This window comes from Mammaliicoccus stepanovicii, from assembly GCF_002902525.1.
Taxonomy (GTDB): Bacteria; Bacillota; Bacilli; order Staphylococcales; family Staphylococcaceae; genus Mammaliicoccus; species Mammaliicoccus stepanovicii.
The window spans coordinates 15,845-40,465 of record NZ_PPQZ01000021.1 but is presented as its reverse complement, the minus strand read 5'-3'; the positions used below and the strand labels follow the sequence as shown (position 1 = coordinate 40,465).

General features: G+C 32.5%; 31 protein-coding genes and 1 riboswitch. Of the genes, 6 read left to right on the top strand and 25 right to left on the bottom strand.

All coding sequences use genetic code 11. The annotated features are described in order from the left end of the window. Positions 1-3: 3 nt before the first annotated feature. Positions 4-324 carry a PTS mannose transporter subunit IID gene (locus tag CD111_RS04605; protein WP_188350488.1) on the bottom strand — a complete coding sequence of 107 codons (321 nt, stop codon included), beginning with the start codon at positions 322-324 and terminating at the stop codon, positions 4-6. 140 nt (positions 325-464) lie between these two features. On the opposite strand from CD111_RS04605, the gene CD111_RS04600 reads away from it, so the two are divergent. Together CD111_RS04600 and CD111_RS04595 are read left to right on the top strand one after the other, a co-directional pair. Further along, a complete protein-coding gene (locus CD111_RS04600) occupies positions 465-794 on the top strand; it encodes a helix-turn-helix transcriptional regulator (RefSeq protein WP_095089020.1) in 330 nt (109 codons plus the stop codon). A gap of 24 nt (positions 795-818) precedes the next feature. After that, positions 819-1,283, top strand: a complete 465-nt coding sequence (locus CD111_RS04595; RefSeq protein ID WP_095089021.1) for an ImmA/IrrE family metallo-endopeptidase — start codon at positions 819-821, stop codon at positions 1,281-1,283. A 77-nt stretch (positions 1,284-1,360) separates the two neighbouring features. Here CD111_RS04595 and dgoD read toward each other — a convergent pair whose 3' ends face one another. Genes dgoD through CD111_RS04570 form a run of 5 tightly spaced genes read right to left on the bottom strand, consistent with a single transcriptional unit; the run spans position 1,361 to position 6,166 of the window. Beyond that, entirely contained in the window at positions 1,361-2,509 is a 1,149-nt protein-coding gene (gene dgoD, locus CD111_RS04590) for a galactonate dehydratase (protein WP_095089023.1), read from the bottom strand. A 1-nt stretch (position 2,510) separates the two neighbouring features. Further along, on the bottom strand, positions 2,511-3,155 hold the full coding sequence (locus CD111_RS04585; RefSeq protein ID WP_095089025.1) for a bifunctional 4-hydroxy-2-oxoglutarate aldolase/2-dehydro-3-deoxy-phosphogluconate aldolase: 645 nt from the start codon (positions 3,153-3,155) through the stop codon (positions 2,511-2,513). Positions 3,156-3,168: 13 nt separating this feature from the next. Then, entirely contained in the window at positions 3,169-4,122 is a 954-nt protein-coding gene (locus CD111_RS04580; protein WP_095089027.1) for a sugar kinase, read from the bottom strand. Positions 4,123-4,141: 19 nt separating this feature from the next. Next, positions 4,142-4,927 (bottom strand): SDR family NAD(P)-dependent oxidoreductase, encoded by a 786-nt coding sequence (locus CD111_RS04575; protein ID WP_095089029.1) that lies wholly within the window; start codon positions 4,925-4,927, stop codon positions 4,142-4,144. Between the two features lie 21 nt (positions 4,928-4,948). Continuing rightward, entirely contained in the window at positions 4,949-6,166 is a 1,218-nt protein-coding gene (locus CD111_RS04570; RefSeq protein ID WP_095089031.1) for an ROK family transcriptional regulator, read from the bottom strand. Between the two features lie 213 nt (positions 6,167-6,379). On the opposite strand from CD111_RS04570, the gene glcP reads away from it, so the two are divergent. After that, a complete protein-coding gene (gene glcP / locus CD111_RS04565) occupies positions 6,380-7,753 on the top strand; it encodes a glucose transporter GlcP (protein ID WP_095089033.1) in 1,374 nt (457 codons plus the stop codon). Positions 7,754-7,856: 103 nt separating this feature from the next. Here glcP and sufB read toward each other — a convergent pair whose 3' ends face one another. From sufB to CD111_RS04535, 6 genes are all read right to left on the bottom strand, one after another. After that, entirely contained in the window at positions 7,857-9,254 is a 1,398-nt protein-coding gene (gene sufB, locus CD111_RS04560; RefSeq protein WP_095089035.1) for a Fe-S cluster assembly protein SufB, read from the bottom strand. Between the two features lie 45 nt (positions 9,255-9,299). Beyond that, positions 9,300-9,740, bottom strand: coding sequence for a Fe-S cluster assembly sulfur transfer protein SufU (gene sufU, locus CD111_RS04555; protein WP_095089037.1), 441 nt, complete (start codon positions 9,738-9,740; stop codon positions 9,300-9,302). After that, the gene (locus CD111_RS04550) at positions 9,730-10,971 is read right to left on the bottom strand and encodes a cysteine desulfurase (RefSeq protein ID WP_095089039.1); all 1,242 of its coding nucleotides are present in this window, start codon (positions 10,969-10,971) and stop codon (positions 9,730-9,732) included. The genes sufU and CD111_RS04550 overlap by 11 nt, the downstream gene beginning before the upstream one ends. A 25-nt stretch (positions 10,972-10,996) precedes the next feature. Further along, a complete protein-coding gene (sufD, locus tag CD111_RS04545; protein WP_095089041.1) occupies positions 10,997-12,313 on the bottom strand; it encodes a Fe-S cluster assembly protein SufD in 1,317 nt (438 codons plus the stop codon). Positions 12,314-12,346: 33 nt separating this feature from the next. Further along, on the bottom strand, positions 12,347-13,126 hold the full coding sequence (gene sufC / locus CD111_RS04540) for a Fe-S cluster assembly ATPase SufC (RefSeq protein ID WP_095089043.1): 780 nt from the start codon (positions 13,124-13,126) through the stop codon (positions 12,347-12,349). Positions 13,127-13,518: 392 nt separating this feature from the next. Then, positions 13,519-13,923, bottom strand: a complete 405-nt coding sequence (locus tag CD111_RS04535) for an SRPBCC domain-containing protein (RefSeq protein WP_095089045.1) — start codon at positions 13,921-13,923, stop codon at positions 13,519-13,521. A 108-nt stretch (positions 13,924-14,031) separates the two neighbouring features. On the opposite strand from CD111_RS04535, the gene CD111_RS04530 reads away from it, so the two are divergent. Beyond that, positions 14,032-14,259 carry a hypothetical protein gene (locus tag CD111_RS04530; protein WP_095089047.1) on the top strand — a complete coding sequence of 76 codons (228 nt, stop codon included), beginning with the start codon at positions 14,032-14,034 and terminating at the stop codon, positions 14,257-14,259. 232 nt (positions 14,260-14,491) lie between these two features. Here CD111_RS04530 and CD111_RS04525 read toward each other — a convergent pair whose 3' ends face one another. The 8 genes from CD111_RS04525 to CD111_RS04490 form a co-directional block, all read right to left on the bottom strand. After that, positions 14,492-15,097 carry a short chain dehydrogenase gene (locus tag CD111_RS04525; RefSeq protein ID WP_095089049.1) on the bottom strand — a complete coding sequence of 202 codons (606 nt, stop codon included), beginning with the start codon at positions 15,095-15,097 and terminating at the stop codon, positions 14,492-14,494. A gap of 298 nt (positions 15,098-15,395) precedes the next feature. Then, positions 15,396-16,211 carry a MetQ/NlpA family ABC transporter substrate-binding protein gene (locus tag CD111_RS04520; RefSeq protein ID WP_095089051.1) on the bottom strand — a complete coding sequence of 272 codons (816 nt, stop codon included), beginning with the start codon at positions 16,209-16,211 and terminating at the stop codon, positions 15,396-15,398. A gap of 17 nt (positions 16,212-16,228) precedes the next feature. Beyond that, positions 16,229-16,924: a methionine ABC transporter permease gene (locus CD111_RS04515; RefSeq protein WP_095089053.1), complete on the bottom strand. Its 696-nt coding sequence runs from the start codon at positions 16,922-16,924 to the stop codon at positions 16,229-16,231. Further along, positions 16,917-17,942, bottom strand: a complete 1,026-nt coding sequence (locus tag CD111_RS04510; protein WP_095089055.1) for a methionine ABC transporter ATP-binding protein — start codon at positions 17,940-17,942, stop codon at positions 16,917-16,919. The genes CD111_RS04515 and CD111_RS04510 overlap by 8 nt, the downstream gene beginning before the upstream one ends. A gap of 76 nt (positions 17,943-18,018) precedes the next feature. Next, positions 18,019-18,125, bottom strand: a riboswitch (SAM riboswitch). A gap of 29 nt (positions 18,126-18,154) precedes the next feature. Beyond that, positions 18,155-18,478, bottom strand: coding sequence for a thioredoxin family protein (locus CD111_RS04505; protein WP_095089057.1), 324 nt, complete (start codon positions 18,476-18,478; stop codon positions 18,155-18,157). Further along, the gene (locus CD111_RS04500) at positions 18,435-18,839 is read right to left on the bottom strand and encodes a toprim domain-containing protein (RefSeq protein WP_095089059.1); all 405 of its coding nucleotides are present in this window, start codon (positions 18,837-18,839) and stop codon (positions 18,435-18,437) included. The genes CD111_RS04505 and CD111_RS04500 overlap by 44 nt, the downstream gene beginning before the upstream one ends. Before the next feature lie 101 nt (positions 18,840-18,940). Next, positions 18,941-19,321 (bottom strand): glycine cleavage system protein GcvH, encoded by a 381-nt coding sequence (gcvH, locus tag CD111_RS04495; protein WP_016911596.1) that lies wholly within the window; start codon positions 19,319-19,321, stop codon positions 18,941-18,943. A 66-nt stretch (positions 19,322-19,387) separates the two neighbouring features. After that, positions 19,388-19,741 carry an arsenate reductase family protein gene (locus tag CD111_RS04490; protein WP_095089061.1) on the bottom strand — a complete coding sequence of 118 codons (354 nt, stop codon included), beginning with the start codon at positions 19,739-19,741 and terminating at the stop codon, positions 19,388-19,390. Between the two features lie 140 nt (positions 19,742-19,881). Here CD111_RS04490 and CD111_RS04485 point away from each other — a divergent pair, with 140 nt between their 5' ends. Next, positions 19,882-20,202 (top strand): thioredoxin family protein, encoded by a 321-nt coding sequence (locus CD111_RS04485; RefSeq protein ID WP_095089063.1) that lies wholly within the window; start codon positions 19,882-19,884, stop codon positions 20,200-20,202. A 111-nt stretch (positions 20,203-20,313) separates the two neighbouring features. On the opposite strand, the gene CD111_RS04480 is transcribed toward CD111_RS04485, so the two are convergent. The 3 genes from CD111_RS04480 to CD111_RS04470 all read right to left on the bottom strand — a co-directional run bounded on the left by CD111_RS04480 (position 20,314) and on the right by CD111_RS04470 (position 22,222). Beyond that, a complete protein-coding gene (locus tag CD111_RS04480; RefSeq protein ID WP_095089065.1) occupies positions 20,314-20,853 on the bottom strand; it encodes a nitroreductase family protein in 540 nt (179 codons plus the stop codon). Between the two features lie 95 nt (positions 20,854-20,948). Beyond that, positions 20,949-21,683 (bottom strand): type I 3-dehydroquinate dehydratase, encoded by a 735-nt coding sequence (aroD, locus tag CD111_RS04475; RefSeq protein WP_095089067.1) that lies wholly within the window; start codon positions 21,681-21,683, stop codon positions 20,949-20,951. Positions 21,684-21,808: 125 nt separating this feature from the next. Then, positions 21,809-22,222, bottom strand: coding sequence for a universal stress protein (locus CD111_RS04470; protein ID WP_095089069.1), 414 nt, complete (start codon positions 22,220-22,222; stop codon positions 21,809-21,811). A gap of 238 nt (positions 22,223-22,460) precedes the next feature. On the opposite strand from CD111_RS04470, the gene CD111_RS04465 reads away from it, so the two are divergent. Further along, positions 22,461-23,243 carry a DUF4352 domain-containing protein gene (locus tag CD111_RS04465; RefSeq protein ID WP_095089071.1) on the top strand — a complete coding sequence of 261 codons (783 nt, stop codon included), beginning with the start codon at positions 22,461-22,463 and terminating at the stop codon, positions 23,241-23,243. Between the two features lie 70 nt (positions 23,244-23,313). On the opposite strand, the gene CD111_RS04460 is transcribed toward CD111_RS04465, so the two are convergent. After that, entirely contained in the window at positions 23,314-23,496 is a 183-nt protein-coding gene (locus CD111_RS04460; protein WP_095089073.1) for a CsbD family protein, read from the bottom strand. Positions 23,497-23,587: 91 nt separating this feature from the next. Then, on the bottom strand, positions 23,588-24,535 hold the full coding sequence (locus CD111_RS04455) for a DMT family transporter (protein WP_095089075.1): 948 nt from the start codon (positions 24,533-24,535) through the stop codon (positions 23,588-23,590). Positions 24,536-24,621: the final 86 nt, after the last annotated feature.

Genomic DNA, 24,621 nt, shown 5'->3' with positions numbered 1-24,621 from the left:
TTGTTATTTTTTACCGACTTCTTTCAAATACTGTTCTAACGCTCTTGAACTACTTGATAAAATGAAGGTATTTTTCCAAATCCCATAAAGTACAAAGATAATTGGAATACCTGTATTTAACACATTCATCCAAGCGTTAAGTTTTTGAGGACTAAGCCATTCAATTTGGAAACCTGAAGCATTAAGTGCTAAATACACTGCACCAAGAAATCCTCCTATCATTGCAACAAATTGTTTAATCTTGTCTGGATCAATTTCAATTTTCTTCTCATCCTCTGAATAATTTAAATTTACTTTATTCGTTTTGAAATTCATTTTAACCATGTTGATCACCTCCTTGGTTACACTATAGTACAACTTTCGGTTGACGTCAATAACTTTTGGTTATATTTTTCGTTTTTTATTTGCAAAAGTATAACTAAAGGTTATAATAAACGTATCAATCATATAAGGAGCGGGAACTTATGGTGTCTGAAAATAAACTCTCTGAACAAATTAGTTTATTAAGAACAAAGAATGGATGGACGCAACAAAAACTTGCTGATGAATTGCAAGTTTCAAAACAATCCATATCTTATTGGGAAACGGGTCGTAAAGCACCAAAGATGAAGAAAATTGAGGAAATGGCTAAATTATTCAATGTAAGTGTCAGTTACATTTTAGACGGGAAATCTAATTCTACTTATAATTCAACTGCAGAAACGATTGCTGCACATTTAGATGGCGAATTAACGGAAGATGAATTGCAGAAGGTACTTGAATATGTTGATTTTATAAAACATCAAAGTAAATAAGATAAAGTTTATGGTGGGGATAATTTGAATAGATACGAAAAAACACTTATCAATAATGAACACATCGTCATAAAAGAAACGAATCACCTTCCAAAAAATTTGAAAGGTTTATATGTAGATGGATTAATTTTATTGAAAGATAGTTTATCCGAGAAAGAAAAATTAGAAGTACTCGGTGAAGAATTAGCCCATCATGATATTTCTTATGGTGATATACTCGATACAAATGAATTATGGAAATGGAAACTAGAGCATAAGGCAAGACGACTCGGTTTCGAAAAAATCATTCCACTTAAAAGTATCGTACAAGCGTATAAGTTTGGTGTTCAGAACAAGTTCGAATTAAGTAATTATTTAGATGTATCAGAAGGCTATATCGATGAAACATTAAGTCATTATCAACAAAAGTATGGTTTAAGTACATGGTATGAGCATTACTTAATTAAATTTAATCCATTACAAGTTTATGAATATCATGATATAAACTAAATAGATATCAAAAATGCGCTAAGCTTAAGGAGGTGACTCCTCTTGCTTAGCGCATTTTCATTTCATTTAACTCGGTTTTACCATTCAGCAATACTTCCATCTTTATGTCTCCATATTGGATTGTGCCAATCATGGCCAACTACCGACATTTCCCTAACTTTTTCTTCATCAATTTCAACACCAAGGCCAGGGCCATTCGGTATTTTCACGTATCCATTATCAAATTCAAATACTTCTTTATTCGTAATGTAGTCTAATATATCACTTTCTTTATTATAGTGAATACCTAAACTTTGTTCTTGAATAAATGCATTATGACATGTCGCATCAACTTGTAAACACGAGGCTAGTGCAATCGGACCTAAAGGACAATGTGGTGCTGCACCTACATCATATGCTTCTGCCATTGATATAATTTTTTTGCATTCTGTTATGCCACCTGCATGAGATAAATCTGGTTGTATAATATCGACATATCCACTTTCAAGCACTGGTTTGAAATCCCATCTTGAGAATAATCTTTCACCTAAAGCGATTGGAATCGTTGTTGTCTGACTAATTTCCCTAACCGCCTCCAGATTCTCACTTAAAACAGGTTCTTCAATAAACATCGGCTTAAATTGCTCTAACTCTTTAGCTAATACTTTAGCCATCGGTCTATGAACTCTACCATGAAAATCAATGCCAATTCCAAAATTATTTCCAACTGCCGATCTTATACCAGCAACTCTTTCAACAACACTATCAATTTTGTCATAACTATCAATATATTGTAATTCTTCAGTCGCGTTCATCTTTATGGCCTCGAATCCATTGTCGAGTGCGTTTTTGGCAGCTTCAGATGTATCTTGGGGTCTATCACCGCCTATCCAAGAATAAACTTTCATAGAATGTCTACATGCACCACCCATCAGTTCATACACCGGTGCATTATAATACTTACCTTTAATATCCCACAGCGCTTGGTCAATACCGGATATCGCACTCATCAATATCGGGCCACCTCTGTAAAAACCGCTTCGATACATTAAATTCCAATGATCTTCTATATTAAGAGGATTCTTATTGATAAGTTGTTGCATTAATTCTTCCACTGCTGCTTTTACGGTACTTGCTTTTCCCTCTATAACTGGTTCTCCCCAGCCTACAATGCCTTCATCGGTCGTAATTTTTAAAAACAACCATCTCGGTGGTACTTGAAACAATTCATAGTCTATTATTTTCATTTTATGCACGTCCTTTTTTCAAATGTACAATATCGTGAAATTGTTGTGCTGTGTTTTCAAGGTTTTGATAATATTGTTCATTTGTTTCTAGCTTTGTATTGACTAATGCACTTCCTAGTCCAACACCTACTGCACCAGCTTTCATAAAATCATCAACATTGCTTAAGTCAACGCCACCAGTCGGAAGTAAAGGTATATGCGGCAATGGACCTTGTAAATCTTTAATGTAGGCAGGCCCCATTGTCGTAGTTGGGAATACTTTAATGATGTCACCACCATATTCATATGCTTCTAATATTTCTGTAGGTGATAAAGCACCAGGAATACTGACCGCGCCGTAACGTTTCGTCATTTTAATGGTTTCTTTATTTACTGTTGGTGATAATATAAATGAAGCACCACTCAAAATGGCTAGACGTGCTGTTTCAGAATCAAGAACTGTACCTGCACCTACTATCACTTTATCTTTCATTTCTGTTGAAAGTAGCTCTATAGATTCTAGTGCTTTTGGAGAATTCATCGTCACTTCAATTGCTCGAATGCCTGCGTTGTAGAGTGTTTTAGTAATGGGTAATATATCATCTGGGTTAGCATTTCTTATAATCGCGATAATCTTAGATTCTTTTATTGTATTTAAAGTGTTCATTATTCAAAACTCCTTATCTGATGACATCATCTGTTTTATTTTTACTGTTAAGGTTTTCTAATTCCTCTTTAGTTGGAAGGCCTTCTACGTCTCCTTTAACTGTTGTAACTAATGCCCCTGCATCACAACCTTGGTGAACTGCATCTTGAATAGACATCTGTTCAATATACCCAGCGATAAAACCAGCCGCAAATCCATCTCCAGCTCCTACTGGATCTACAACTTCTACTTCTTGACTAGCTTTCTCATAACCTGTTTGGTCACCGCTATGATAATATGCACCTTGTTCTCCAAGTTTAACGACAACCGTTTCTGCACCTAGGTCGATCATTTTTTGAGCAATTTTACGTTCATCACTTAATCCAAAAAGAAATTCACCTTCACTTATGCCAGGCAGAATAATATCACATTCTTTAATAATGCTCAGTAATGTCGCTTTTGCTTCGTCCTCATCCCATAGTTTTAACCTAAGATTCGGATCAAAAATAATTTTCAGTCCTAACTGTTTGCTAACTTTAAGTAGATGCAACATTGTATCTTTACTACTTGAGCTAATTGCAGGTGTTATGCCTGTTAAATATAAAAACTTAAATTGAGAAACGTAATCTTTGTTTATTAAATTTTCATTCATTTGGCTTGCTGCTGATCCACTTCTATAATAATGAACTCTAGTTTGGTTACTTCTAAACTTTTCTTTAATAAAAATTCCAGTATTTGCATCATCAGTCAATTTTACAAAATCAACATTGATACCTTCCCCTCTTACAAAAGAAAGAATTCGTTGACCTAGTTCATCATTACCTAACTGACTAATCCACCCTGTAGATATACCTAGTTTTTGTAGACCAATTAAAGTGTTTGTTTCTGCTCCAGCAATATGGCTTGTAAAATCACGCGCATAACGCATTGGACCAACCTCATTCGGTGAAAACACAATCATTGTTTCACCAATTGATAATACATCCATATATCACACACTCCTTTAATTAATATCCTTCTGCATTATATAAACGTGCCGATAATCCGCCATCAATTACTAAATGTTCACCCGTCATCATTTCCGAATCATCTGAGGCTAAATATTTCGCTAACTTTCCAATATCTTCTGGTTCATTTATTCTAGAAGTTGCATGTAAGTCAAGCACACCTTGTCTTACTACTTCTTCATTATCCATTGAATCGAACCAATTTTTAAGATGTGAAGTATTTGTAAAACCAGGACATATCGCATTTACACGAATATTATATTTACCAAGACTAAGTGCCATACCTCTTGTCATCGCATTCACGCCACCTTTTGCTGCTGCATACATGTCCGTATCTGGTAATGTCGCAATTGAATGATTTGAGGAAATATTAATAATCGATCCGCCACCTTGTTTTTTCATTTCTGGAATAACATGTTTAGAACATAGGAACGTCCCTCTCAAATCTATATTTATAATTGAATCCCAATCTTCAACTGATGCTTCTTCAATCGACTTAAATACTGTAATTCCTGCGTTATTAACTAATGTGTTGATTTTCCCATATTGATTCACGGTTTCTTTAATCATATTAATAATACTTTCTTCTTTTGAAACATCTGTTTCAACAAACAACGCCTCGTTACCTTCATCTATAATTTCTTTAACCGTTTCTTTTCCAAAGTCTGGATCAATTGTTGCTACAACAATTTTCGCCCCATGACGACTTAATATCTTTGCAATTCCTTTTCCTATTCCTTTTCCTGCTCCTGTTACAATAATGACTTGTTCATTTAAGTTACTCATTATATATCCCCTTTGTGTTTGTTAGTTTAATTTCGGTAATGTAAATATATCCTCAACTATTAAAGATGCAGCACCGATTGTATATAAATTTCTACCTAGCACTGAAGATTTTATAGGTGTTTCTTTCGCATCCTCACCTAATACTTTTAATTGGATCACATCACTAATAATTGGTAAAATCACGTCACTGATTTTCGTTAAACTACCACCTAATATGATGAATTTTGGTCCAAATAAATTTATAAGTATAGAAAAACCAGCCCCTAAATTTCTTGCAACATCCCTTGCTATACTAAGGCTGAGCTCATCACCAGCATTAACCGCTTCATAAAAATCATCAATTGTTATATTATCAATATCTGAATAAAGTGTTTGTAGAGTACTCATGCCTCCCAACTTCAAATTTCGTTTCACACTTCTTAATATTGCCGTTTCACTCGTCTTTGTTTCTAAACACCCATAATTCCCACAAGAACATAGTGCACCGTCTGAGTCTATCGTCACATGTCCAATCTGACCTGTAACATAATGTGAGCCTTTAAAAATTTTCCCTTCATTTATAACACTTGCTCCAACTCCATAATCAACGAGTACTGTTATAAAGTTATTTTCATCTTTACCTTGTCCAAACCACATTTCTGCAAGCGCGGAACTATTGCAATCGTTATCTACAAGTACTTGTAATCCTGTTAATTTTTCTAAGATGCTTTTAATTTCAACATTTCTCCATCCTAAATTAGGAGCGAAGATATTTTTACCTGTATCCGTATCAACTAATCCGTGCATTCCAACACCTATACCTAATACATCGATATTCGATTGTTTATATTGACTGACAATTTGATTAATTCTACTTCCTAAATCTTCAATGATGTGAATTGGATTTTTTTCATGACTTATCTCTATTTCTATTTCTTCTAAAATATTCGCTTTTAAATTGGTCACAACAATTTTATTTGAATAAGCGCCTATTTCTAATCCGATGATAAGTTTTTTATGTTTATTGATTTCTAACGGAATGGGTTGTCTGCCTCGTACTTTAACTTTAGGCACTTTTTCGTTTATCCATTCTTCTTCTATTAAAATAGAAACAATCTCCGATACGGATGGTTTTGACAATTCAATTCTATTAGCAATTTCCGCTCTAGAAATAGGTCCATACTTCTGTATTGTTCTTAATACGAGTTGTTTATTATAATCTTTCATCAAATTTACATTTATTCTTGAAGATTGTTTCATTGCTGTCCTCCTTCCACTTTAAGTAACTTTGGATAACTAACATATTTTGTTATTAATGAAAATGACTTGATTTTATTAATGTAAAGGTTTACATTTACTATTAAATCAGATTTACAAACTTTTTACAATATTTTTAGTTATTTAGGATAATTAAATCTGTATTTTATTTATTATGAACGAATATTTTCAAACAAATGATATGGAGGTAAAAATATGGAATCAAGTAATTTTCGTGTAAAATTAATATTCTTCTTAGGAGCATTGGGAGGATTACTTTATGGTTATGATACGGGTGTTATATCAGGAGCATTACTTTTCATAAAAAATGATATTCCACTTACTGATTTTACTAAAGGGTTAGTTGTTAGTTCTATGTTAATCGGTGCAATTTTCGGTTCAGGATTTAGTGGACCACTTTCAGACAAGTTTGGTAGACGACGTCTTGTATTCGCAGTAGCTGTCGTATTTATTATAGGTGCTTTATTACTTGCAACTGCACAAGCTATGATCATGCTCGTTATAGGAAGATTTATTATCGGGCTTGCTGTTGGGGGTTCTTCAGCTATCGTTCCAGTATATTTATCAGAAATGGCACCAACAGACTCACGTGGATCGCTCAGTTCATTAAACCAATTAATGATTACAATTGGTATTCTCGCTTCTTACTTAGTCAATTACGCTTTTGCTGATATGGAAGCGTGGCGATGGATGGTAGGATTAGCAGTTGTTCCTTCTGCTATATTAATGGCTGGTGTATACTTCATGCCTGAAAGTCCTAGATGGCTATTAGAACATAGAAGTGAAACATCAGCACGTAATGTTATGGCTATAACACGTAATCAACAAGAAATTGATAAAGAAATAGATGAGATGAAAGAAATTATTCGCATTTCAGAAAGTACATGGACAGTTTTAAAATCACTATGGTTAAGACCAATTCTTGTAATAGGCTGTATATTCGCATTACTTCAACAAATCATTGGTATAAATGCCATTATTTATTATGCACCAACTATATTTAGTCAAGCAGGACTTGGTAATGCTACAGCAATTTTAGGTACAGCAGGTATAGGTACTGTCAATGTAATTGTTACAATATTTGCAATTCAAATCATGGATAAAATCGATAGAAAAAAATTATTAATTACAGGAAATATTGGTATGGTTAGTTCATTACTCATCATGGCAGGATTTGTTTGGACAGTTGGTTTAGACTCAACAATCGGGGCATGGGTAATCGTGTTATGTTTAACATTCTTCATCGTATTCTTCGCATTTACTTGGGGTCCAATATTATGGATTATGTTACCAGAATTATTCCCAATGAGAGCAAGAGGCGCAGCTACAGGTATTGCGACACTCTCATTATCAATCGGTAGTTTATTAGTTGCTCAATTTTTCCCAATGCTTACAGCAGTGATGGGAATTCATCAAGTTTTCTTAATCTTTGCATTTATAGGTGTATTAGCAATGATATTTGTAATTAAATACTTACCTGAAACAAGAGGACGTAGCTTGGAAGAAATTGAAGTAGATTTAAGAAACCGTACGTCATCAGCGAAATTATCAGAAATAGACGAATCATAATCATACAATGAATAACTAAAAAGCACGATTGATACCGATTAAAGTCGGAATCAATCGTGCTTTTTCTTATATCATAACACTTTAATTTTAGTGATGATTACGTCTAGCCTATACTGCCTTCCATTTCAAACTTGATCAGTCTATTCATTTCAACAGCATATTCCATTGGTAATTCTTTAGTGAATGGTTCAATGAAGCCCATTACGATCATTTCAGTCGCTTCTTCTTCTGAAATACCACGGCTCATTAAGTAGAATAATTGTTCTTCAGACACTTTAGATACTTTCGCTTCATGCTCTAATGAAATGTTATCATTTAAAATTTCATTATAAGGAATTGTATCTGATGTAGATTCGTTATCCATGATTAACGTATCACATTCGATGTTTGAACGTGCGCCAGTTGCATTACGTCCAAAGTGTACGATACCACGATATACGACTTTACCACCATTTTTAGAGATAGATTTAGATACAATTGTTGAAGATGTATTTGGTGCTTTATGAATCATTTTAGCACCAGCATCTTGACATTGACCTTTACCAGCTAAAGCGATTGATAATGTCATACCTCTAGCACCTTCACCTAATAATACACATGAAGGATATTTCATAGTCAATTTAGAACCTAAGTTACCATCAATCCATTCCATCGTTCCATTTTCATGAACGAATGTACGTTTAGTAACTAAGTTATATACATTGTTTGCCCAGTTTTGAATTGTTGTGTAACGGCAATATGCATCTTTACGAACAATAATTTCTACAACTGCAGAGTGAAGTGAGTTAGTTGTATATACTGGTGCTGTACAACCTTCTACATAATGTACTGAAGATCCTTCATCAGCTATGATTAATGTTCTTTCAAATTGACCCATGTTTTCTGAGTTAATTCTAAAGTATGCTTGTAATGGTGTTTCTAATTTAACGCCTTTTGGTACATAGATGAATGAACCACCTGACCAAACTGCTGAGTTTAAAGCAGAGAATTTATTATCTGCAGCAGGTATAACTGATGCAAAATGTTCTTTAAATAATTCTTCATTCTCGCGTAATGCTGAATCAGTATCTTTAAAGATGATACCTTGGTCTTCTAAATCTTGTTCCATGTTATGGTAAACAACTTCAGATTCATACTGTGCTGAAACACCTGCAAGGTATTTTTGTTCAGCTTCTGGAATACCTAATTTATCGAAAGTATTTTTAATTTCTTCAGGTACTTCATCCCAAGAACGTTCTGAACGTTCTGATGGTTTAACATAATATGTGATTTCATCAAAATTCAATTCTGATAAATCCCCACCCCACATAGGCATTGGCATTTTGTAGAATTGTTTCAATGATTTCAAACGGAAATCTAGCATCCATTGTGGTTCATCTTTCATTTCAGATATTTTTCTAACGATTTCTTCAGTTAAACCTCTACCTGAACGGAAGATAGAAACGTCTTCATCATGGAAACCATATTTATAATCTCCAACTTCTGGTGATTTTTTAGCCATTTTCTTCACTCCTCATTTTTTATAGCTTGAGTCTATATTCACAAGTTACTTGTTACTTTCTTCTTTCGTTCCCTTTTCAAGTGCTTTCCACACTAAAGTTGCACATTTAATTCGTGCTGGAAATTTCGACACACCTGATAAAGCCTCAATATCACCCATATCTTCAGTGATTTCATAAGATTCTCCAAGCATCATGTTTGAAAATTCTTTACTCATTTGAAGTGCTTCATCTACAGTATGACCTTTGACCGATTCTGTCATCATTGACGCACTAGACATTGAAATAGAACAACCTTCTCCATCAAACTTCGCATCTTTAATAACGTTATCTTGTACATCAAGCGTCAAGCGGATGCGGTCTCCACAAGTAGGATTATTCATATCGATTGTTAATGAACCGTCTTCAAGTGCACCTTTGTTACGAGGATTCTTATAGTGGTCCATAATCACAGAACGGTATAGTTGTTCTAAATTATTAAAATTCATAAGAGAAAAACTCCTTCGTTCTTTTAAGTGCCTGAATTAATATATCAACATCTTCAGTAGTATTATAAATATAGAAACTTGCTCTTGCAGTTGATGACTGATTTAGCCATTTCATTAACGGTTGTGCACAATGATGACCCGCTCTAACTGCAACACCTTCTGAATCTAAAGCAGTTGCCAAGTCATGAGGATGTACGCCTTCGACATTAAAAGTGATTAGACCAGCCCTTTTATCTGGTGTTGGTCCATAAATTTCTAGGCCGTCAATTTTACTCATTTCATTATATGCATAATTCACAACTTCAAACTCATGTTGATGAATATTATCAAGACCTATTTCATCAATGTACCTAATCGCTTCTGCTAAAGCAATCGCCTCTGCTATCAATGGAGTACCCGCTTCAAATTTGGTTGGTAAATCAGTCCATGTTGCATCTTCTAATCCAACAAAGTCAATCATGTCTCCACCAAATTCAATTGGTTCCATCTTATCAAGTAATTCACGTTTACCATATAATACACCAATTCCGGTTGGACCCAACATCTTATGCCCACTAAAACTGAAGAAGTCAACGTCTAAATCTTGAACATCTACATTCATATGTGGTGCTGATTGAGCACCATCCACTGCAATAACAGCGTCATGTTGATGTGCTACTTCTGCAATATATTTAACATCATTAATTGTACCTAGCACATTAGAAACATGTGTTACAGCTACAATCTTAGTGTTGTCAGTAATAGTTTGTTCAATTGCTTCTCGTTCAAGTTCTCCACTTTCATTCATTGGAATAAATTTAAGCTTCGCACCTGTTCTTTTAGCTAATTGTTGCCATGGAACAATATTTGCATGATGTTCCATTTGCGTCACAACAATTTCATCACCTTCAGAAACATTATGATCACCATAACTATATGCAACTAAGTTAATTGCTGCAGTCGTACCTCTAGTAAACACGATTTCTTCGAAGTATTGAGCATTAATGAATCTTCTAACAGTTTCACGTGCTTTTTCGTACCCATCAGTCGCTAATGTACCGAGTGTATGTACACCTCGATGTACATTCGAGTTATAGCGATTATAATAATCTACGATACTGTCAGTAACTTGTGTTGGTGTTTGACTTGTCGCTGAAGAATCTAGATAGACAAGTTTTTTACCATTTACCTGTTGATTTAATATTGGAAAATCTTTAATTATGTTTTCTACTTTAAATGTTGATTCGGTCACATTATCAGACCTTTCTGTGCCTTTTTTATATTTGTGTTGTTACTTTAAGTTCAATAACTTCACGCAATTGACGTTTAACGTCTTCAATTGGCAATGCAGATACTACTGGATCTAAGAAACCGTGAATAACAAGTCTTTCAGCTTCTTTACGAGAAATACCTCTACTCATTAAATAATAAAGTTGAGTTGGATCTACTCTACCAACTGATGCAGCATGTCCAGCTGTTACATCGTCTTCATCAATTAATAATATTGGGTTTGCATCACCACGAGCTTTTTCAGAAAGCATTAATACACGTGATTCTTGTTGTGCATCTGCTTTAGTACCACCATGTTTAATATATCCGATACCATTGAAAATTGAAGAAGCACTATCTTTCATTACACCGTGTTTTAAAATATGTCCAATTGATTCTTTACCATATTGGATAATTTGAGTTGTAAAGTTTTGTTTTTGTTCTCCACGACCAACTACTACTGTTTTTAAGCTACTGTTAGAACGATCACCCATTAAATAAGTAGTATTGTCATTGATCGTACTACAATCGTTCATTAATCCTAAAGCCCAATCAATCGTTGCATCTGCTGCTGCAGTACCACGACGAATGATATGACCTGTGAATCCTTTATCCATAAAGTCAACGCAACCGTAAGTAACTTTAGAGTTTGCACCTGCAATTACTTCAGAAATAATATTAAGTTGACCATTATTTGAAGATGCTTTTGATAAATAGTTCTCTACATATGTTAATTCAGCACTTTCTTCAGTAACGATAATAGCGTGATTAAAGAAACTTGCGTTTTCATCATCATGTAACACTACATATTGTACTGGATCTTCAACTACAACGTTTTTAGGTACGTATACGAATACACCACCGTTTACTAATGCTGCATGAAGAGCTGTTAATTTATGCTCATCTACTTTAACTACATCTGTCATAAAGTATTTTTGAACTAAATCACTATTTTCAATTAATGCTGTTTTTAAATCTTTAATTACAACACCTTGTTCAGCTAATTTTTCATCTACTTTAATAAAAGCAGGTGTATTATTGTGTTGAACAATTAAGTTTTTAGCATTTTCAGTATCAATAATTTCTTGTACTGACGCTGGTAATAATTCCATAGAATCGAACACATCGCTGTCCACAACGTGCTTATTAATAGATTCAAAATCCCATTTGTCGATTTTAGTTTTATCTGGTTTAGGCATGTCTAATTTATCTAATTTTTGAAAACTATTTTTTCTTAGTTCAGTCATCCAAGATGGTTCATTTTGAGATGCTGAATAATTTGTTAAGTCTTCAATATTAATATTTAATGTTGTTTCCGTTGCCATTTATACTCCTCCTACTTGACTATAATTCATATATTATTCAGCGTTTACTGTTTCGTCTTCGATGTTAAGTTCATCTTTAATCCATTCATAACCTTCATCTTCAAGACGTTTCGCTAGTTCTTCGCCACCTGATTTAACGACACGGCCTTGCATCATAACGTGTACGAAATCTGGTGTAATATAGTTTAATAGTCTTTGATAGTGAGTGATAATTAAACAACCGAATTCTTCGCCGCGCATTTTGTTAATACCTTTAGATACAACTTTTAATGCATCAATATCTAAACCTGAGTCAATTTCATCTAAAATAGCAAACTTAGGTTCTAACATCATCAATTGAAGAATTTCGTTACGTTTTTTCTCTCCACCTGAGAAACCTTCATTAAGGTATCTTTGTGCCATGTCTTGATCCATTTCTAATAGATCCATTTCTTTATCTAATTTCTTGATAAATTGCATTAAGTTAATTTCGTTACCTTCTTCACGTCTTGAATTGATAGCAGAACGTAAGAAGTCAGCATTTGTAACACCTGAAATTTCAGATGGATATTGCATTGCAAGGAATAAACCTGCTTGTGCACGCTCGTCAACTTCCATTTCTAATACATTTTCACCATCTAATAGAATTTCGCCTTTAGTAACTTCATACTTAGGATGTCCCATAATAGCTGATGATAAAGTTGATTTACCAGTACCATTTGGTCCCATAATTGCATGAATTTCGCCTTGTTGTATAGTTAAGTCTACACCTTTAAGAATTTCCTTACCTTCGATTTCTACGTGTAAATCTTTAATTTCTAATTTTGATGCCATGTTATGATTCCCTCCAAGAATTTATTCACATTATAAAAAAGATAACCCTACATTATCTTATCTAGTTTATAATAATTTTAATCTAACGTCAAAGTTTGTTCAGATCGGTTACCCTTTATATTATAACTTACTTATATAGTGGTTGAAACCCATTCGCTCATTAAAATGATTATAAAAACCTCACATTGTCATATACTGTAAATACATTGATAAATGATAATTACAGTATGACATTCTCAATTTAATATAAACCTTGTGATAGCCATTCTTATAGCATTTCAGAACTAATTAAATTATACGGGAGTGGGACAGAAATCTCATTTTATCAAAAAAGGCTAGGACTCATTAATTATGTCCCAGCCTCTCAATCATGTTGTGACTATTTTCTTCTATTATAATAATGCTCCGCGAATTGTATCATTATATTCTATATATGCTTTTAAGCAGCTAAGCATATAAACCCAACCTTCTTTTTGGTTGAGCATCGTTTCAACATCATTTGGGTCGAATTCTTGTTCTATAGTTTTAACAATGGTAATGTCACCTTCAGTAATAAAGTGAATTTCTACTTCGTTATTTCCCCACTCAAATTTGATTAACTTATCCTCAATCAACTCAACAATCTTGATTTCAACTTTTGCATTATATTCTTTATAGTTAAGTGTAACTGTATTTCCTTCTTCAAATGAATTTGTAAATGATGAAAACCAAAATCCGGCCATTTTCTCACTATCTAAGAATGATTGATATATATCATGTACGTGTGCATTAATCTTCATTTTAGTTTCTATCTTCATAATAATACCTCCTAATTTAATTTTCTAATTCCCTAGATTTATAAGTGTGAAACGCATAACATGTTCTATATAATATGAATATAAGAAATTCGTTAAGGAGAGTCTGTTATGGAACGTTATGAACAATTTGCTTTTATCGGAAGTGTGATTTGCGCTTTCATATTGCTATTAAATTTAGCTGGTGTCATTCATTTAAGCAGTTTATTAAACACCGTTATTACAGCAGGAGCCATTGCAGGCATCGCGACATATAATATAAGAAAATATCGTTTTGTGGGCATCATATTATACGTTATTTGTATTTGTATGATTACTTTATATTTATTATCTATTTAAGAAGGGATACTGGGACATTAATAAAACAGTAGAAATTCATTGTTGAACTGAATTTCTACTGTTTTTCTTATTTAAGCTGACGACAAGCCTCTTAGAATATTGCTAGATTTATCAATCTGGCTACTTAGCGCACTTCTTTTCCATTATCATATAAATAGTCTGTGTTATCTTATTCTAATATTAAAAAACCGGAACAAATTTGTCCCGAGTCTTCTTATATTTATAAATCTCGTTATTCATATACTCTGTACGTTTGACCAGTTTGTATGCCTTCTACACTTTTTAAATATGCTTTTGCTGCTTTACTCGCTGGCACTGCAGTGTAACCCTTAAAGAAATCACCGTAATCTTCTAATGCTTCTTCAATAACATTTGGACTAACATTATTGATTCTCAAATTACGTTTCAATTCATATGCAGCTGATTGAACAAATGCATTGATTCCTCCGCCTGCCATAGCTGATGATACGCCACCTTTAATTGGATCATCCATTATGACGCCTGTCGTTAATGTAAAGCTACCACCTTCATTAATATAATGTTGCCCAATTAATACTAAATTAATTTGTCCTAACAATTTACTCATAACTGCTACTTCATTTGATTCTGGTGTAAGTTCTGATAAATCATCAAAATTCGCTGCCCCGGCTGTTGAAATTACAGCATCTACTTCTTTAATTTGTTCGAACATTAATTTAATATCTTCTATATTAGTCATATCCATTTGGTAATCTCCAGAATTTCTACCTACTTTAACGACTTCATGACCATTTGACTCTAATTCTTTAGAAACTGCCGTACCGATTGTTCCATTAGCACCAACTACGATTATTTTCATATGTTATCATCCTTTTTCACTTATTATTTGTTTAACATCATATTAGTTAACTAATAACATAATTACAAGAATCTTGACCATTATGATAGTGGTAATGTGTATTATAGATTGTTGAGACATGGAAATAGTATGAGGTTATTTTGCTAGATTTGACGTTCTATCCATATGACAGTGGCTCAAATTATTCACCTATCTTGAAGCAAAGAAAACGGCAACATTCCTTTATGAAGTAAGAAATGTTGCCGTTTTTTTAGTTATCTAGGACAATAATTGCTCGACTTTGTTTCTTAAAATACTATTATTTCGCTGAAATGACAGCTCCATCGTATTTCTTATTAATAAAGTCTTTAATTTCTTTTGATTGTAGTACTTTCATTAAAGCTTTTACTTTCTTATCATCTTTATGTCCTTTTTGAACTGCAATAAGGTTCGCATAAGGTGAGTCTTTTCCTTCAACTGCAATTGAGTCTTTGATTGGATTTAATTTTTGTTCAATTGCATAGTTAGAATTAATAATTGTCGCATCGCCTTCATCTGCTTGATAAGATTTAGGTAAAAATTCTGCTGATTGTTTATTATTAAATTTAATATTTTTCTTATTTTCAGTTATATCGTCAAATGTTGCATCGACAGGATTTACACCGTCTTTAATTTCAATTAATCCTGCTTTTGTAAAGAATGAAAGAAATCTTCCTTCCTCTGCTGGATTATTTGAAACATAGACTGTCGCACCTTTTGGTAAGTCTTTTAAATGTTTGTACTTTTTAGAGTAGACTGCCATCGGTTCAATGTGTACATTACCTGCTGATTCAATTTTATAGCCTTTTTCTTTAGATTCAGTTTTTAAATATGGTGTATGTTGGAAGAAGTTTGCGTCCAATTCACCTTTGTCTAATAATTTATTTGGCGTCGTGTAGTCATTGATTGTTTTAATTTCTAAATTATAACCTTCTTTTTCAAGAAGTGGCTTTGCCTCTTCCAATATTTCAGCATGTGGCGCTGGTGAAGCACCAATTTTAATTGTTTCTTTTTTATCTTTGTTATCTCCTCCACCACAAGCTGCTAATACGATTGTTAATACTGCTACTAATAATAACCCGAAAATTTTTCTCATATAAAATGCACTCCCTTTTATCGTTTATCAATTTTCTTAACTAATATATCTCCAATAAATTGGATAACAAATACGATAACAAGTATCAATATTGTGGAAACTAATATGACATCATTTTGATTACGTGTAAATCCTGTTAAGTATGCTAAGTTACCTAGACCACCTGCACCAATTACACCAGCTATCGCTGTGGAACCTACTAATGCAATCGCAGTAACTGTTAAACCAGATACTAACGCTGGTAACGATTCTTTAAGTAATACCTTTGTAACGACTGTCCATGTTGATGCTCCCATTGAAACTGCAGCTTCTATAACACCTTTATCTATTTCTTTCATGCCAATTTCAACTAATCTTGCATAAAATGGTGCTGCACCAATAATTAAAGCAGGTAGCGCACCTTTAGGTCCACTTATCGTTCCTAATAATATATCCGTAAATGGTAATAACAATAGAATTAAGATAATAAATGGTATTGCTCTAAATAAGTTTACGATAAATGACACGATAGAATAAAATATTCGTGAAGTTTTCGTAGTTCCTTTAGATGTTAAAAACAACAATGTACCTAATATTAAACCAAATACAAATGTAAATAATGTTGAAATCACTGTCATATATAACGTTTCATTTAATGCTTCTATAACCGCGTCCCATTTAACATTGGGCATCGTAACCATTTCTGTAATAATGTCACCGAATGATTTATTCATCAACATTCACCTCTACTTTCACGCCAAGACCATTTAACTCGTTAATAACGTGATCTTTAGAATAATTCCCTTCAGGTAAATGAACGATCATATGTCCGAAAGTACCATTTTGGGTAAGTTTAACGTCACCCTCGATGACATTTATATCAATATTATAGTCTCTTATAATTTTAGATAATACTGGCTCTGACGTTGTTCCACCTACAAAATTCAGTTTCCAAATTTCACCTGTGGATTGTTCGTTTCTAAAGTCTTTCAAAGTACGTTCTAAGTCATCTGCCTTCATATCATCTTTAACAAATCTTTGAGTTACGTATGTTTGTGGATTGTTGAATACATCGATTACTTTACCTTCTTCAACAAATTTACCTTCTTCCATTACAGCTACATAATCACAAATCTTTCTAATCACATTCATTTCATGTGTTATAAGTATAATTGTTAAATTCATTTCTTTATTGATATCTACTAATAAATCTAAAATCTCATCAGTTGTCTGGGGATCTAATGCACTTGTCGCTTCGTCACACAATAATACATGTGGATCATTTGCTAGTGCGCGTGCAATGCCAACTCTTTGCTTTTGCCCACCTGATAATTGAGATGGATAAGCATTTTCTCTTCCTTCTAGACCAACCCTTTTAATAAGTGCTTTCGTTTTTTGGTTGATGTCGCTTTTAGATACACCTGCTATTTCTAGCGGAAATGCGATATTATCTTTAACTGTTCTTGACCAAAGCAAATTAAAATGTTGAAAAATCATGCTTACTTTTTGTCTTTTTTGTCTTAATTCTTTCTTGGAAAGTTTGCCTATGTTTGCACCATCGACGATAACTTCGCCTTCAGTTGGCGTTTCCAAACCGTTAAACATTCTAATCAATGTACTTTTTCCTGCTCCTGAAAATCCAATTACACCATAAATGCTTCCTTTATCTATATTTAAGTCTACTTGGTCAACAGCTGTTATGTTACCTTTTTTGGTTTTGAAAGTTTTTACAACTTTATTTAGTTCGATCAAATCAGTTGCCTCCTAAATTAAAAATTAAAACGCCTTGCTCTAAAATGATTAGAGAAAGGCGTTTTAAATTGACTTTCTCTCATCTTCAAAAGTTTACACTTTTTGTGAATTGGCACCATTTCATATTTATATGACGGTTGCCGGGCTTCATAGGGCACATCCCTCCACCACTCTTGATAAGAGCTACTACGTATTTAATTAAATTCATACTATCATGATAAGTTTTTGTCGTCAATAACTTTTTGAATATTCTCAACTAAATAAGGAACTGATTGAAATGCGTATATTCTTTGCATAATTTTATCTTTTTTCATTATAAAGAGTACTGGTACAGAAAGAATTTCATAAGTTTTACAAAACTCTGGATAGAAATTTAAATCGCTTTTGTTAATTGGTAATTGTGTGACTTGATTCGCAATATCCAACATTCTTTCTGATACTTTACACGTTCCACAAGTTGGTGTATAACCAAAAAGTAAATGAACGTCTTTATCAAAATGCTTGTATATATCGTTCAATTTTTCTGTGTGTTTCATGGTAACGATACTTTCCTTTCAATACAAAATCATCATTCACTTTAAATCCATAGTAGTTTAACACATTGGCTAAATATTGTCTTGGACAACGTGCTACTTCAGAGAAAGTAGAATCAACATAAATATGTTCACTTTCGCTAACGTATTTTTTAAACCATTGTCTAATTTTCTTACCTTCTTTGTCTTGGTCAACTAATACATACACCTGTTTACCATACATCTCTTCTAACATCTCATCCATCTTTTCTACACCCATTGTTCCATGTGTACATACGATATGAACTTGATCATTTAATACTTCTTTCACTCTTTTTTTATCTGAAATACCTTCTACGACTATTACTTTTTTAATCATTGTCATGGTCTTCACCTTCTACAAATGAATAATTTTTGGAGTTTTAAGTCATATTTCATTTTAAAAAAACTCCATGATACAACTGTACCGTGGAGTTAAATTTAATACTATTCACCTATCATTTCACTATAAGCATCAGCATCTAATAGTTCATCTAATTGTGCTTTATCGGATAATTCAACTTTGACCATCCATGCTTTATCATATGAAGATTCATTTACGAATTCAGGGCTATCTTCTAATTCTTCATTTACTTCTACTACTTTACCAGAAAGTGGTGCATATAATTCAGAAACTGTTTTAACAGATTCTACGCTTCCGAATGAATCTCCACTAGTTAGTTCATCGCCTTCTTCAGGTAATTCAACAAACACGATGTCCCCTAATTCTGATTGTGCAAAATCAGTAATACCGATTGTTACAACATCGCCATCAATTTTTACCCATTCATGTTCTTTAGAATATTTTAATTCACTAGGTACTGTCAAAGTAATCCCCTCCTGTATGTAATTCCATTATTATCATGACATAAAGCCATTATTCAAGCAACTATTTTATAGCCATGTTTGGCGATATTCTTCTTCTTTAAAACCTAAAGTAATTTTATTGCCAAGTACAGCTAATGGTCTCTTAATTAACATGCCGTCTGATGCTAATAAATCAAATTTTTCGTTATCTGATAAATCATCTATTTTATCTTTCAAACCTAACTCACGGTATTTTGCACCTCGTGTGTTAAACAATTGATTTACTGTAATATCAGTTCCATCAATAAAATCCTTTAATTCGTTTGCTGTTGGTGTTAACTGTGTAATATCAATTGGTTCGAAGCTTGCTCCATTCATTTCTAGAAATTTTGCTGCTTTTTTACATGTTGTACAGTTAGGATATTGATAAAATTTTATCATGTCGCGACCTCCAAATATCTATTTATTTATATTATACCAATATTCATTCATAACACATAGTCATGAGTTAAATATTTTTTAAATAATCAAAAATAAGCTATACTTGTAATTAATAATATTATAATTAAGGAGCATTTAATATGAGAACGATAAGTCAATATGCAGAATTTGAAGAGATTGTACAAAGTGAAGAACCAGTAGTAGTTAAATTCTTCGCAGATTGGTGTCCAGACTGCACACGTATGGATCATTGGATTGACCCAATTATTGATGAATATAACAATTTTAATTGGTATCAAATTAACCGTGATCAAGTGCCAGAAGCAGCTACAGAAAACGATGTAATGGGCATTCCTAGTTTATTAGTATTTAAAGGCAATGAAAAATTAGCACACTTACATTCAGCTAATGCTAAAACACCTGAAGAAGTTAAAGCATTCTTAGCTGAAAATTTAAAATAATACATTTATCTCTTGCCTCAATTCAAAAAAGAGTGGGAAAGAAATCTAATTGAAACAGATTTCTTTCCCACTCTTTTTTATTTCAATAGATATAGAAAGATTATTATGATTTTACCAATATGAAATTAATGATTTGTTTTTTCTATTCATTACTTTTACTTTGGCATCTTTTTCGGTTACATATAAGAATCCATTTACATATTCATCATCAAATGCACCTACTATTTGACGGAATTTAGGTTTAAATATAAATTCTGGTGTTTTCCAACAAGACCCCATTCCAGCTTCATGAATGAGTAACATTAAGTTTTGTATAAACGTACCAATCGCCATTTGATTTTCTAAGTCTTCCTTTTGTCGTGAATCTCGCTTTGATAGAATGACAAACATTCCACCTACTTTTGTAACTTTATTTATATATTTTTCTTGTTGATTTTCATCATTTACAAAAGCAGCTTGTGCTACTTCATTTGCGAATTCAGGTAGCTTTTCTTTACTAATATATACTAATCTCCACGGTTCTCTCATTCCGTGATTAGGTGCATAAGTTGCTAATTCTACTAACGACATTACTTTTTCTTCATCGATTTGCATATCATGTGTATAATTTTTAACGCTTCTTCTATTTATAATCGCTTCTTGTAGTTCCATGTTTACACTCCTATTTAACAAATGATAATTATTTTCAATTATAACATATAAATAAACCTGAACTCTACTATATATAGATTTCAGGTTCATCATGATCATTTGTATAAAGCTAATTGTTTCTTGATTTCTTTAACATGTAATTGTCCTGGAGCAGCTTCTTTTCCAACATAGCCATATGTGAATTTAGAACCAAATATGCCACCAATAATTCTAGTCATTTTACCTAACTCGCCCATAGATATACCTACAACATCGATATCTAAACGATGATGTGCTCTATTTAGTGCATTTAACATTGATAATAAATTCTTTTCATTTTGTGGCATAACAGCTAATTTCCCAATATCTGCCCCTAGTTCTGCCATCTTCTCATATGTTACAAACATTTCTTCTTCATCAGGTGTCATTTTAAAATCATGATGTGAAATAATGATCTTTACCTTATTATGATTAGCTTTTGTTATGCAATTCATTAAATTGTCTTCATAAGTATCTAATTGAATATCTACATAATCTGCCTTTTGGTTACATATAATATCTTGCATTAATTGGTAGTAATTCTCATGATCAAACTCTCCATATCCACCTTGACCAGTCGAACGGTACGTAAATAATATCGGTTTTAATTGATATTCTGATTTAAACTGTTTCAATACATCATTAATATTTTCTATTGAAGTATCTTTTAAAGTGTCTGCTCGAAATTCTACAATATCAATTGAGGATTCATTAGATTCTAATTCTTCTATTGTTTTAGAAATATCTTGTTTGCTTTCTAAAGATATTGTTGCAACAATTTTTGGAAAGGTTTTATCATTTTCATTATTCATAGTCATTCCTCCAATTTCATTTATATATATTTTACATGAGTCTCAAGTTTTTTTCTATGAAACGTTATCATATGTATAAAAAGAAAAAGGAAATTAACAGTCGTTAATTCCCTTTTCTTACTTTATTATTTAACAATTAAAACTGGAATTTTAGCTCTCTTAGCAACTTTATGGCTAACACTACCTAGCACTATCTTGTCTTCGTCTTCTGCTTTTCTGTTACTTAAAACAACAATATCAAAATCACCGCTATTTGCTTTATTTACAAGTGTAGATTTTGGATTTCCTTTAACAAAGTCTAATTTATACTTAATGTTTTGTTCATTAAAATAGTTAAATACATGTTTCATTGATTCTTGTCGTCTTTCTTTTATTTCATCAAAATGTACACCCGTTCGAACAGAAGCCTGCATATCTTTTTCACTGACAACATTAACAATTGTAACTTCTGAACCTTCACCCGTTAGTTTAGCAATCTGTTCTAATACTTTTTCGTTCTTCATGTCTGTATTGATTCCAAATAAAATATTTTGATACATGATTACCACTCCTTTTTCTTTAGTTTAAATGAAGCAGCACCTATTAATCAATATTTATAGACTAACTTTAAGCACGAATACAATATTTTATTCATATTTAGTATTTTTTCTTATTATATGTAGATTTATATTGAAATTTACTATAAACTAATAACAATTAATAAAATTTACACTTGTTAATTATTTGTAATTTCGCAATGTAATATTTATTAAAAACTGTCTGTGAGGGGGAAGTACAATGAATAATTCAGACCAAAATCCATTTAATCAAGACACCTCAGATAAGCAAAATTCACAACAAGACAATCCATTTAGTGAATCAAATCAAGAACATCAACAAAACCAATCAGCTCAATCGGGGGATGGCAACGGTAGTAATGTTAAGCCATGGTTGTTTGGTTGTGGTGGCTGCTTATTAGTATTCATCATACTTGCTGTAATTTTAGGTGCTTGTGCTGCTGGTCCAATTAAAGAGCAAATTGATAATATCACAAATCAGACTGAAGACAAGTCTACTGAAGAAAAAAAGACTGAAGAAAATACAACTGAAGAGTCCACGACCGAAGAATCTACAACTGAGGAATCTACGACTGAAGAAGACAAAAACGATAGTTCCATAGAATCGAAAACTAGTAATATTGGCAATTCAATTGATGCAATTGGAACTAAAGTTACAGTTGAAAAAGCTGAATATGTTAAGCCTACAAGTAAATATAGTAAACCTAATAAAGGGAAAGTCTTAAAAGTTTATTATAAACTTGAAAATATTAACAACTCTAGCTTGATTGTTGGTGATACTAACTTTAGTGTCGCTGCAGATGGTCAAACCGTTTCAAAATTCTATGGTATGGATGATAGCAACGATGGTTTCTCAGCTAATTTAAAACCAGGTGAAAAAGAATCTGGATATGTGTATTATGACGTACCTGATGCTGATAAATTTGATGTGAGACTACAATTAGAATCATCTGACAAAAATTATAGAATGACGTGGAACATTGATAAATCAGATTTAAAATAATTCAGTAAAAAACGAGGAAATCATGGTGAACATGATTTCCTCGTTTTAATTAAGTTTGAAACAAATGATTTTATTTTTTAAATTTATCGATTAGATCATTTGCTTTTTCTTTAGCATTGTCTACAACTTCTTTAGCTTTACCTGTTGCTTTATCTTTTTTACCTTCATTTTCTAAATCTTGATTTTCAGTAACATTTCCAATTGTTTCTTTAACGTTACCTTTTGCTTGTTCGAATTTATCTTCTTGTGCCATTCTCAATCACCCTTTACTAATCATTTTGAATGATTTTCCATTCATTAATTATTATATACCCATATTATAGAAATTTAAACACGATTTTTATTCATTTTTTCAAAGGGACATGATCTATAAAGCTATAAATAACCATCCCTATTACGATAAGTGCAACGCCTATTAAACTGAGTATACCTGGCAATGGTAAGCTAAGTAATAACATCTCTCCTATTATTGCAAATACGACTTCTAAAGACTGTGTTGCCTCCACTGCAGCAAGTTTCTCTTGATTATCTTTAACGATATTTGTTGCATAGAAAAATAATACAGTCGCAATAATGCCAGAAAATAAAGCAACTATGAATGATTGCAACACTTGTACTGAAGAAGGTAATCCATCCGTCACATATCCTATTCCAAAAATCACACCCCATATTGGTATTGTGATTATCGTCATGCCAAACACTCTTTCAATTGTACCAATTTCATTCTTCACAACTTCCATCATTTTTCTATTTCCTAAAGGATAGCTAAAAGCTGCAATTAATACTGGTACAAATCCAAGCAAGAATGTGTGAATACTTATCTCGCTAAATTGTGGTACTTGAATTATGATAATTCCCAAGATCATAATGCTTGAAATTAACAATGACCTCCACGGAATTTTGTGTCTAATAAATCTTTCTTCATTATTTATCATAATTTTTTCGACAAATAACGGTGCTAGTAGCATTCCACTTATAATCGTTATTTGCCAAGTACCAGATATTAACCATCCAGGACTAAACTCTGCAGCAAAAGTTAATGGTGCATAAAAAAATACAAAGGCTACAGTGCTCCAGACGAACCATTCTTTTTTATTTTTGTTAATATGATTAAATACTGTTGAAATATTTCCTTTAATTGCGACGATTATCCATAGAAATGGCAACATAAACATAAACCTTAATGAAGAACTGAACAGCCAACTCCCGCCTTCTTTCGCCATCATATGATTTAAAACAAAAGTTATCGCAAAAAATAATGATGCTAAAACACCGATTGAAATTGCCCTCATATTGGTACCTCTCTTTATCTGTTAAGTATATTATTTCATATTAAGTAATGTTTTTATACTTAAATTTGATAGCATACAATAACCAT

Bases quoted from the DNA above. Each gene is read 5' to 3' on its own strand.
- CD111_RS04605 (WP_188350488.1), bottom strand. From the start codon at position 324: ATGGTTAAAATGAATTTCAAAACGAATAAAGTAAATTTAAATTATTCA.
- CD111_RS04600 (WP_095089020.1), top strand. From the start codon at position 465: ATGGTGTCTGAAAATAAACTCTCTGAACAAATTAGTTTATTAAGAACA.
- dgoD (WP_095089023.1), bottom strand. From the start codon at position 2,509: ATGAAAATAATAGACTATGAATTGTTTCAAGTACCACCGAGATGGTTG.
- CD111_RS04585 (WP_095089025.1), bottom strand. From the start codon at position 3,155: ATGAACACTTTAAATACAATAAAAGAATCTAAGATTATCGCGATTATA.
- CD111_RS04580 (WP_095089027.1), bottom strand. From the start codon at position 4,122: ATGGATGTATTATCAATTGGTGAAACAATGATTGTGTTTTCACCGAAT.
- CD111_RS04575 (WP_095089029.1), bottom strand. From the start codon at position 4,927: ATGAGTAACTTAAATGAACAAGTCATTATTGTAACAGGAGCAGGAAAA.
- CD111_RS04570 (WP_095089031.1), bottom strand. From the start codon at position 6,166: ATGAAACAATCTTCAAGAATAAATGTAAATTTGATGAAAGATTATAAT.
- glcP (WP_095089033.1), top strand. From the start codon at position 6,380: ATGGAATCAAGTAATTTTCGTGTAAAATTAATATTCTTCTTAGGAGCA.
- sufB (WP_095089035.1), bottom strand. From the start codon at position 9,254: ATGGCTAAAAAATCACCAGAAGTTGGAGATTATAAATATGGTTTCCAT.
- sufU (WP_095089037.1), bottom strand. From the start codon at position 9,740: ATGAATTTTAATAATTTAGAACAACTATACCGTTCTGTGATTATGGAC.
- sufD (WP_095089041.1), bottom strand. From the start codon at position 12,313: ATGGCAACGGAAACAACATTAAATATTAATATTGAAGACTTAACAAAT.
- sufC (WP_095089043.1), bottom strand. From the start codon at position 13,126: ATGGCATCAAAATTAGAAATTAAAGATTTACACGTAGAAATCGAAGGT.
- CD111_RS04535 (WP_095089045.1), bottom strand. From the start codon at position 13,923: ATGAAGATAGAAACTAAAATGAAGATTAATGCACACGTACATGATATA.
- CD111_RS04530 (WP_095089047.1), top strand. From the start codon at position 14,032: ATGGAACGTTATGAACAATTTGCTTTTATCGGAAGTGTGATTTGCGCT.
- CD111_RS04525 (WP_095089049.1), bottom strand. From the start codon at position 15,097: ATGAAAATAATCGTAGTTGGTGCTAATGGAACAATCGGTACGGCAGTT.
- CD111_RS04520 (WP_095089051.1), bottom strand. From the start codon at position 16,211: ATGAGAAAAATTTTCGGGTTATTATTAGTAGCAGTATTAACAATCGTA.
- CD111_RS04515 (WP_095089053.1), bottom strand. From the start codon at position 16,924: ATGAATAAATCATTCGGTGACATTATTACAGAAATGGTTACGATGCCC.
- CD111_RS04505 (WP_095089057.1), bottom strand. From the start codon at position 18,478: ATGAAACACACAGAAAAATTGAACGATATATACAAGCATTTTGATAAA.
- CD111_RS04500 (WP_095089059.1), bottom strand. From the start codon at position 18,839: ATGACAATGATTAAAAAAGTAATAGTCGTAGAAGGTATTTCAGATAAA.
- CD111_RS04490 (WP_095089061.1), bottom strand. From the start codon at position 19,741: ATGATAAAATTTTATCAATATCCTAACTGTACAACATGTAAAAAAGCA.
- CD111_RS04485 (WP_095089063.1), top strand. From the start codon at position 19,882: ATGAGAACGATAAGTCAATATGCAGAATTTGAAGAGATTGTACAAAGT.
- CD111_RS04480 (WP_095089065.1), bottom strand. From the start codon at position 20,853: ATGGAACTACAAGAAGCGATTATAAATAGAAGAAGCGTTAAAAATTAT.
- aroD (WP_095089067.1), bottom strand. From the start codon at position 21,683: ATGAATAATGAAAATGATAAAACCTTTCCAAAAATTGTTGCAACAATA.
- CD111_RS04470 (WP_095089069.1), bottom strand. From the start codon at position 22,222: ATGTATCAAAATATTTTATTTGGAATCAATACAGACATGAAGAACGAA.
- CD111_RS04465 (WP_095089071.1), top strand. From the start codon at position 22,461: ATGAATAATTCAGACCAAAATCCATTTAATCAAGACACCTCAGATAAG.
- CD111_RS04460 (WP_095089073.1), bottom strand. From the start codon at position 23,496: ATGGCACAAGAAGATAAATTCGAACAAGCAAAAGGTAACGTTAAAGAA.
- CD111_RS04455 (WP_095089075.1), bottom strand. From the start codon at position 24,535: ATGAGGGCAATTTCAATCGGTGTTTTAGCATCATTATTTTTTGCGATA.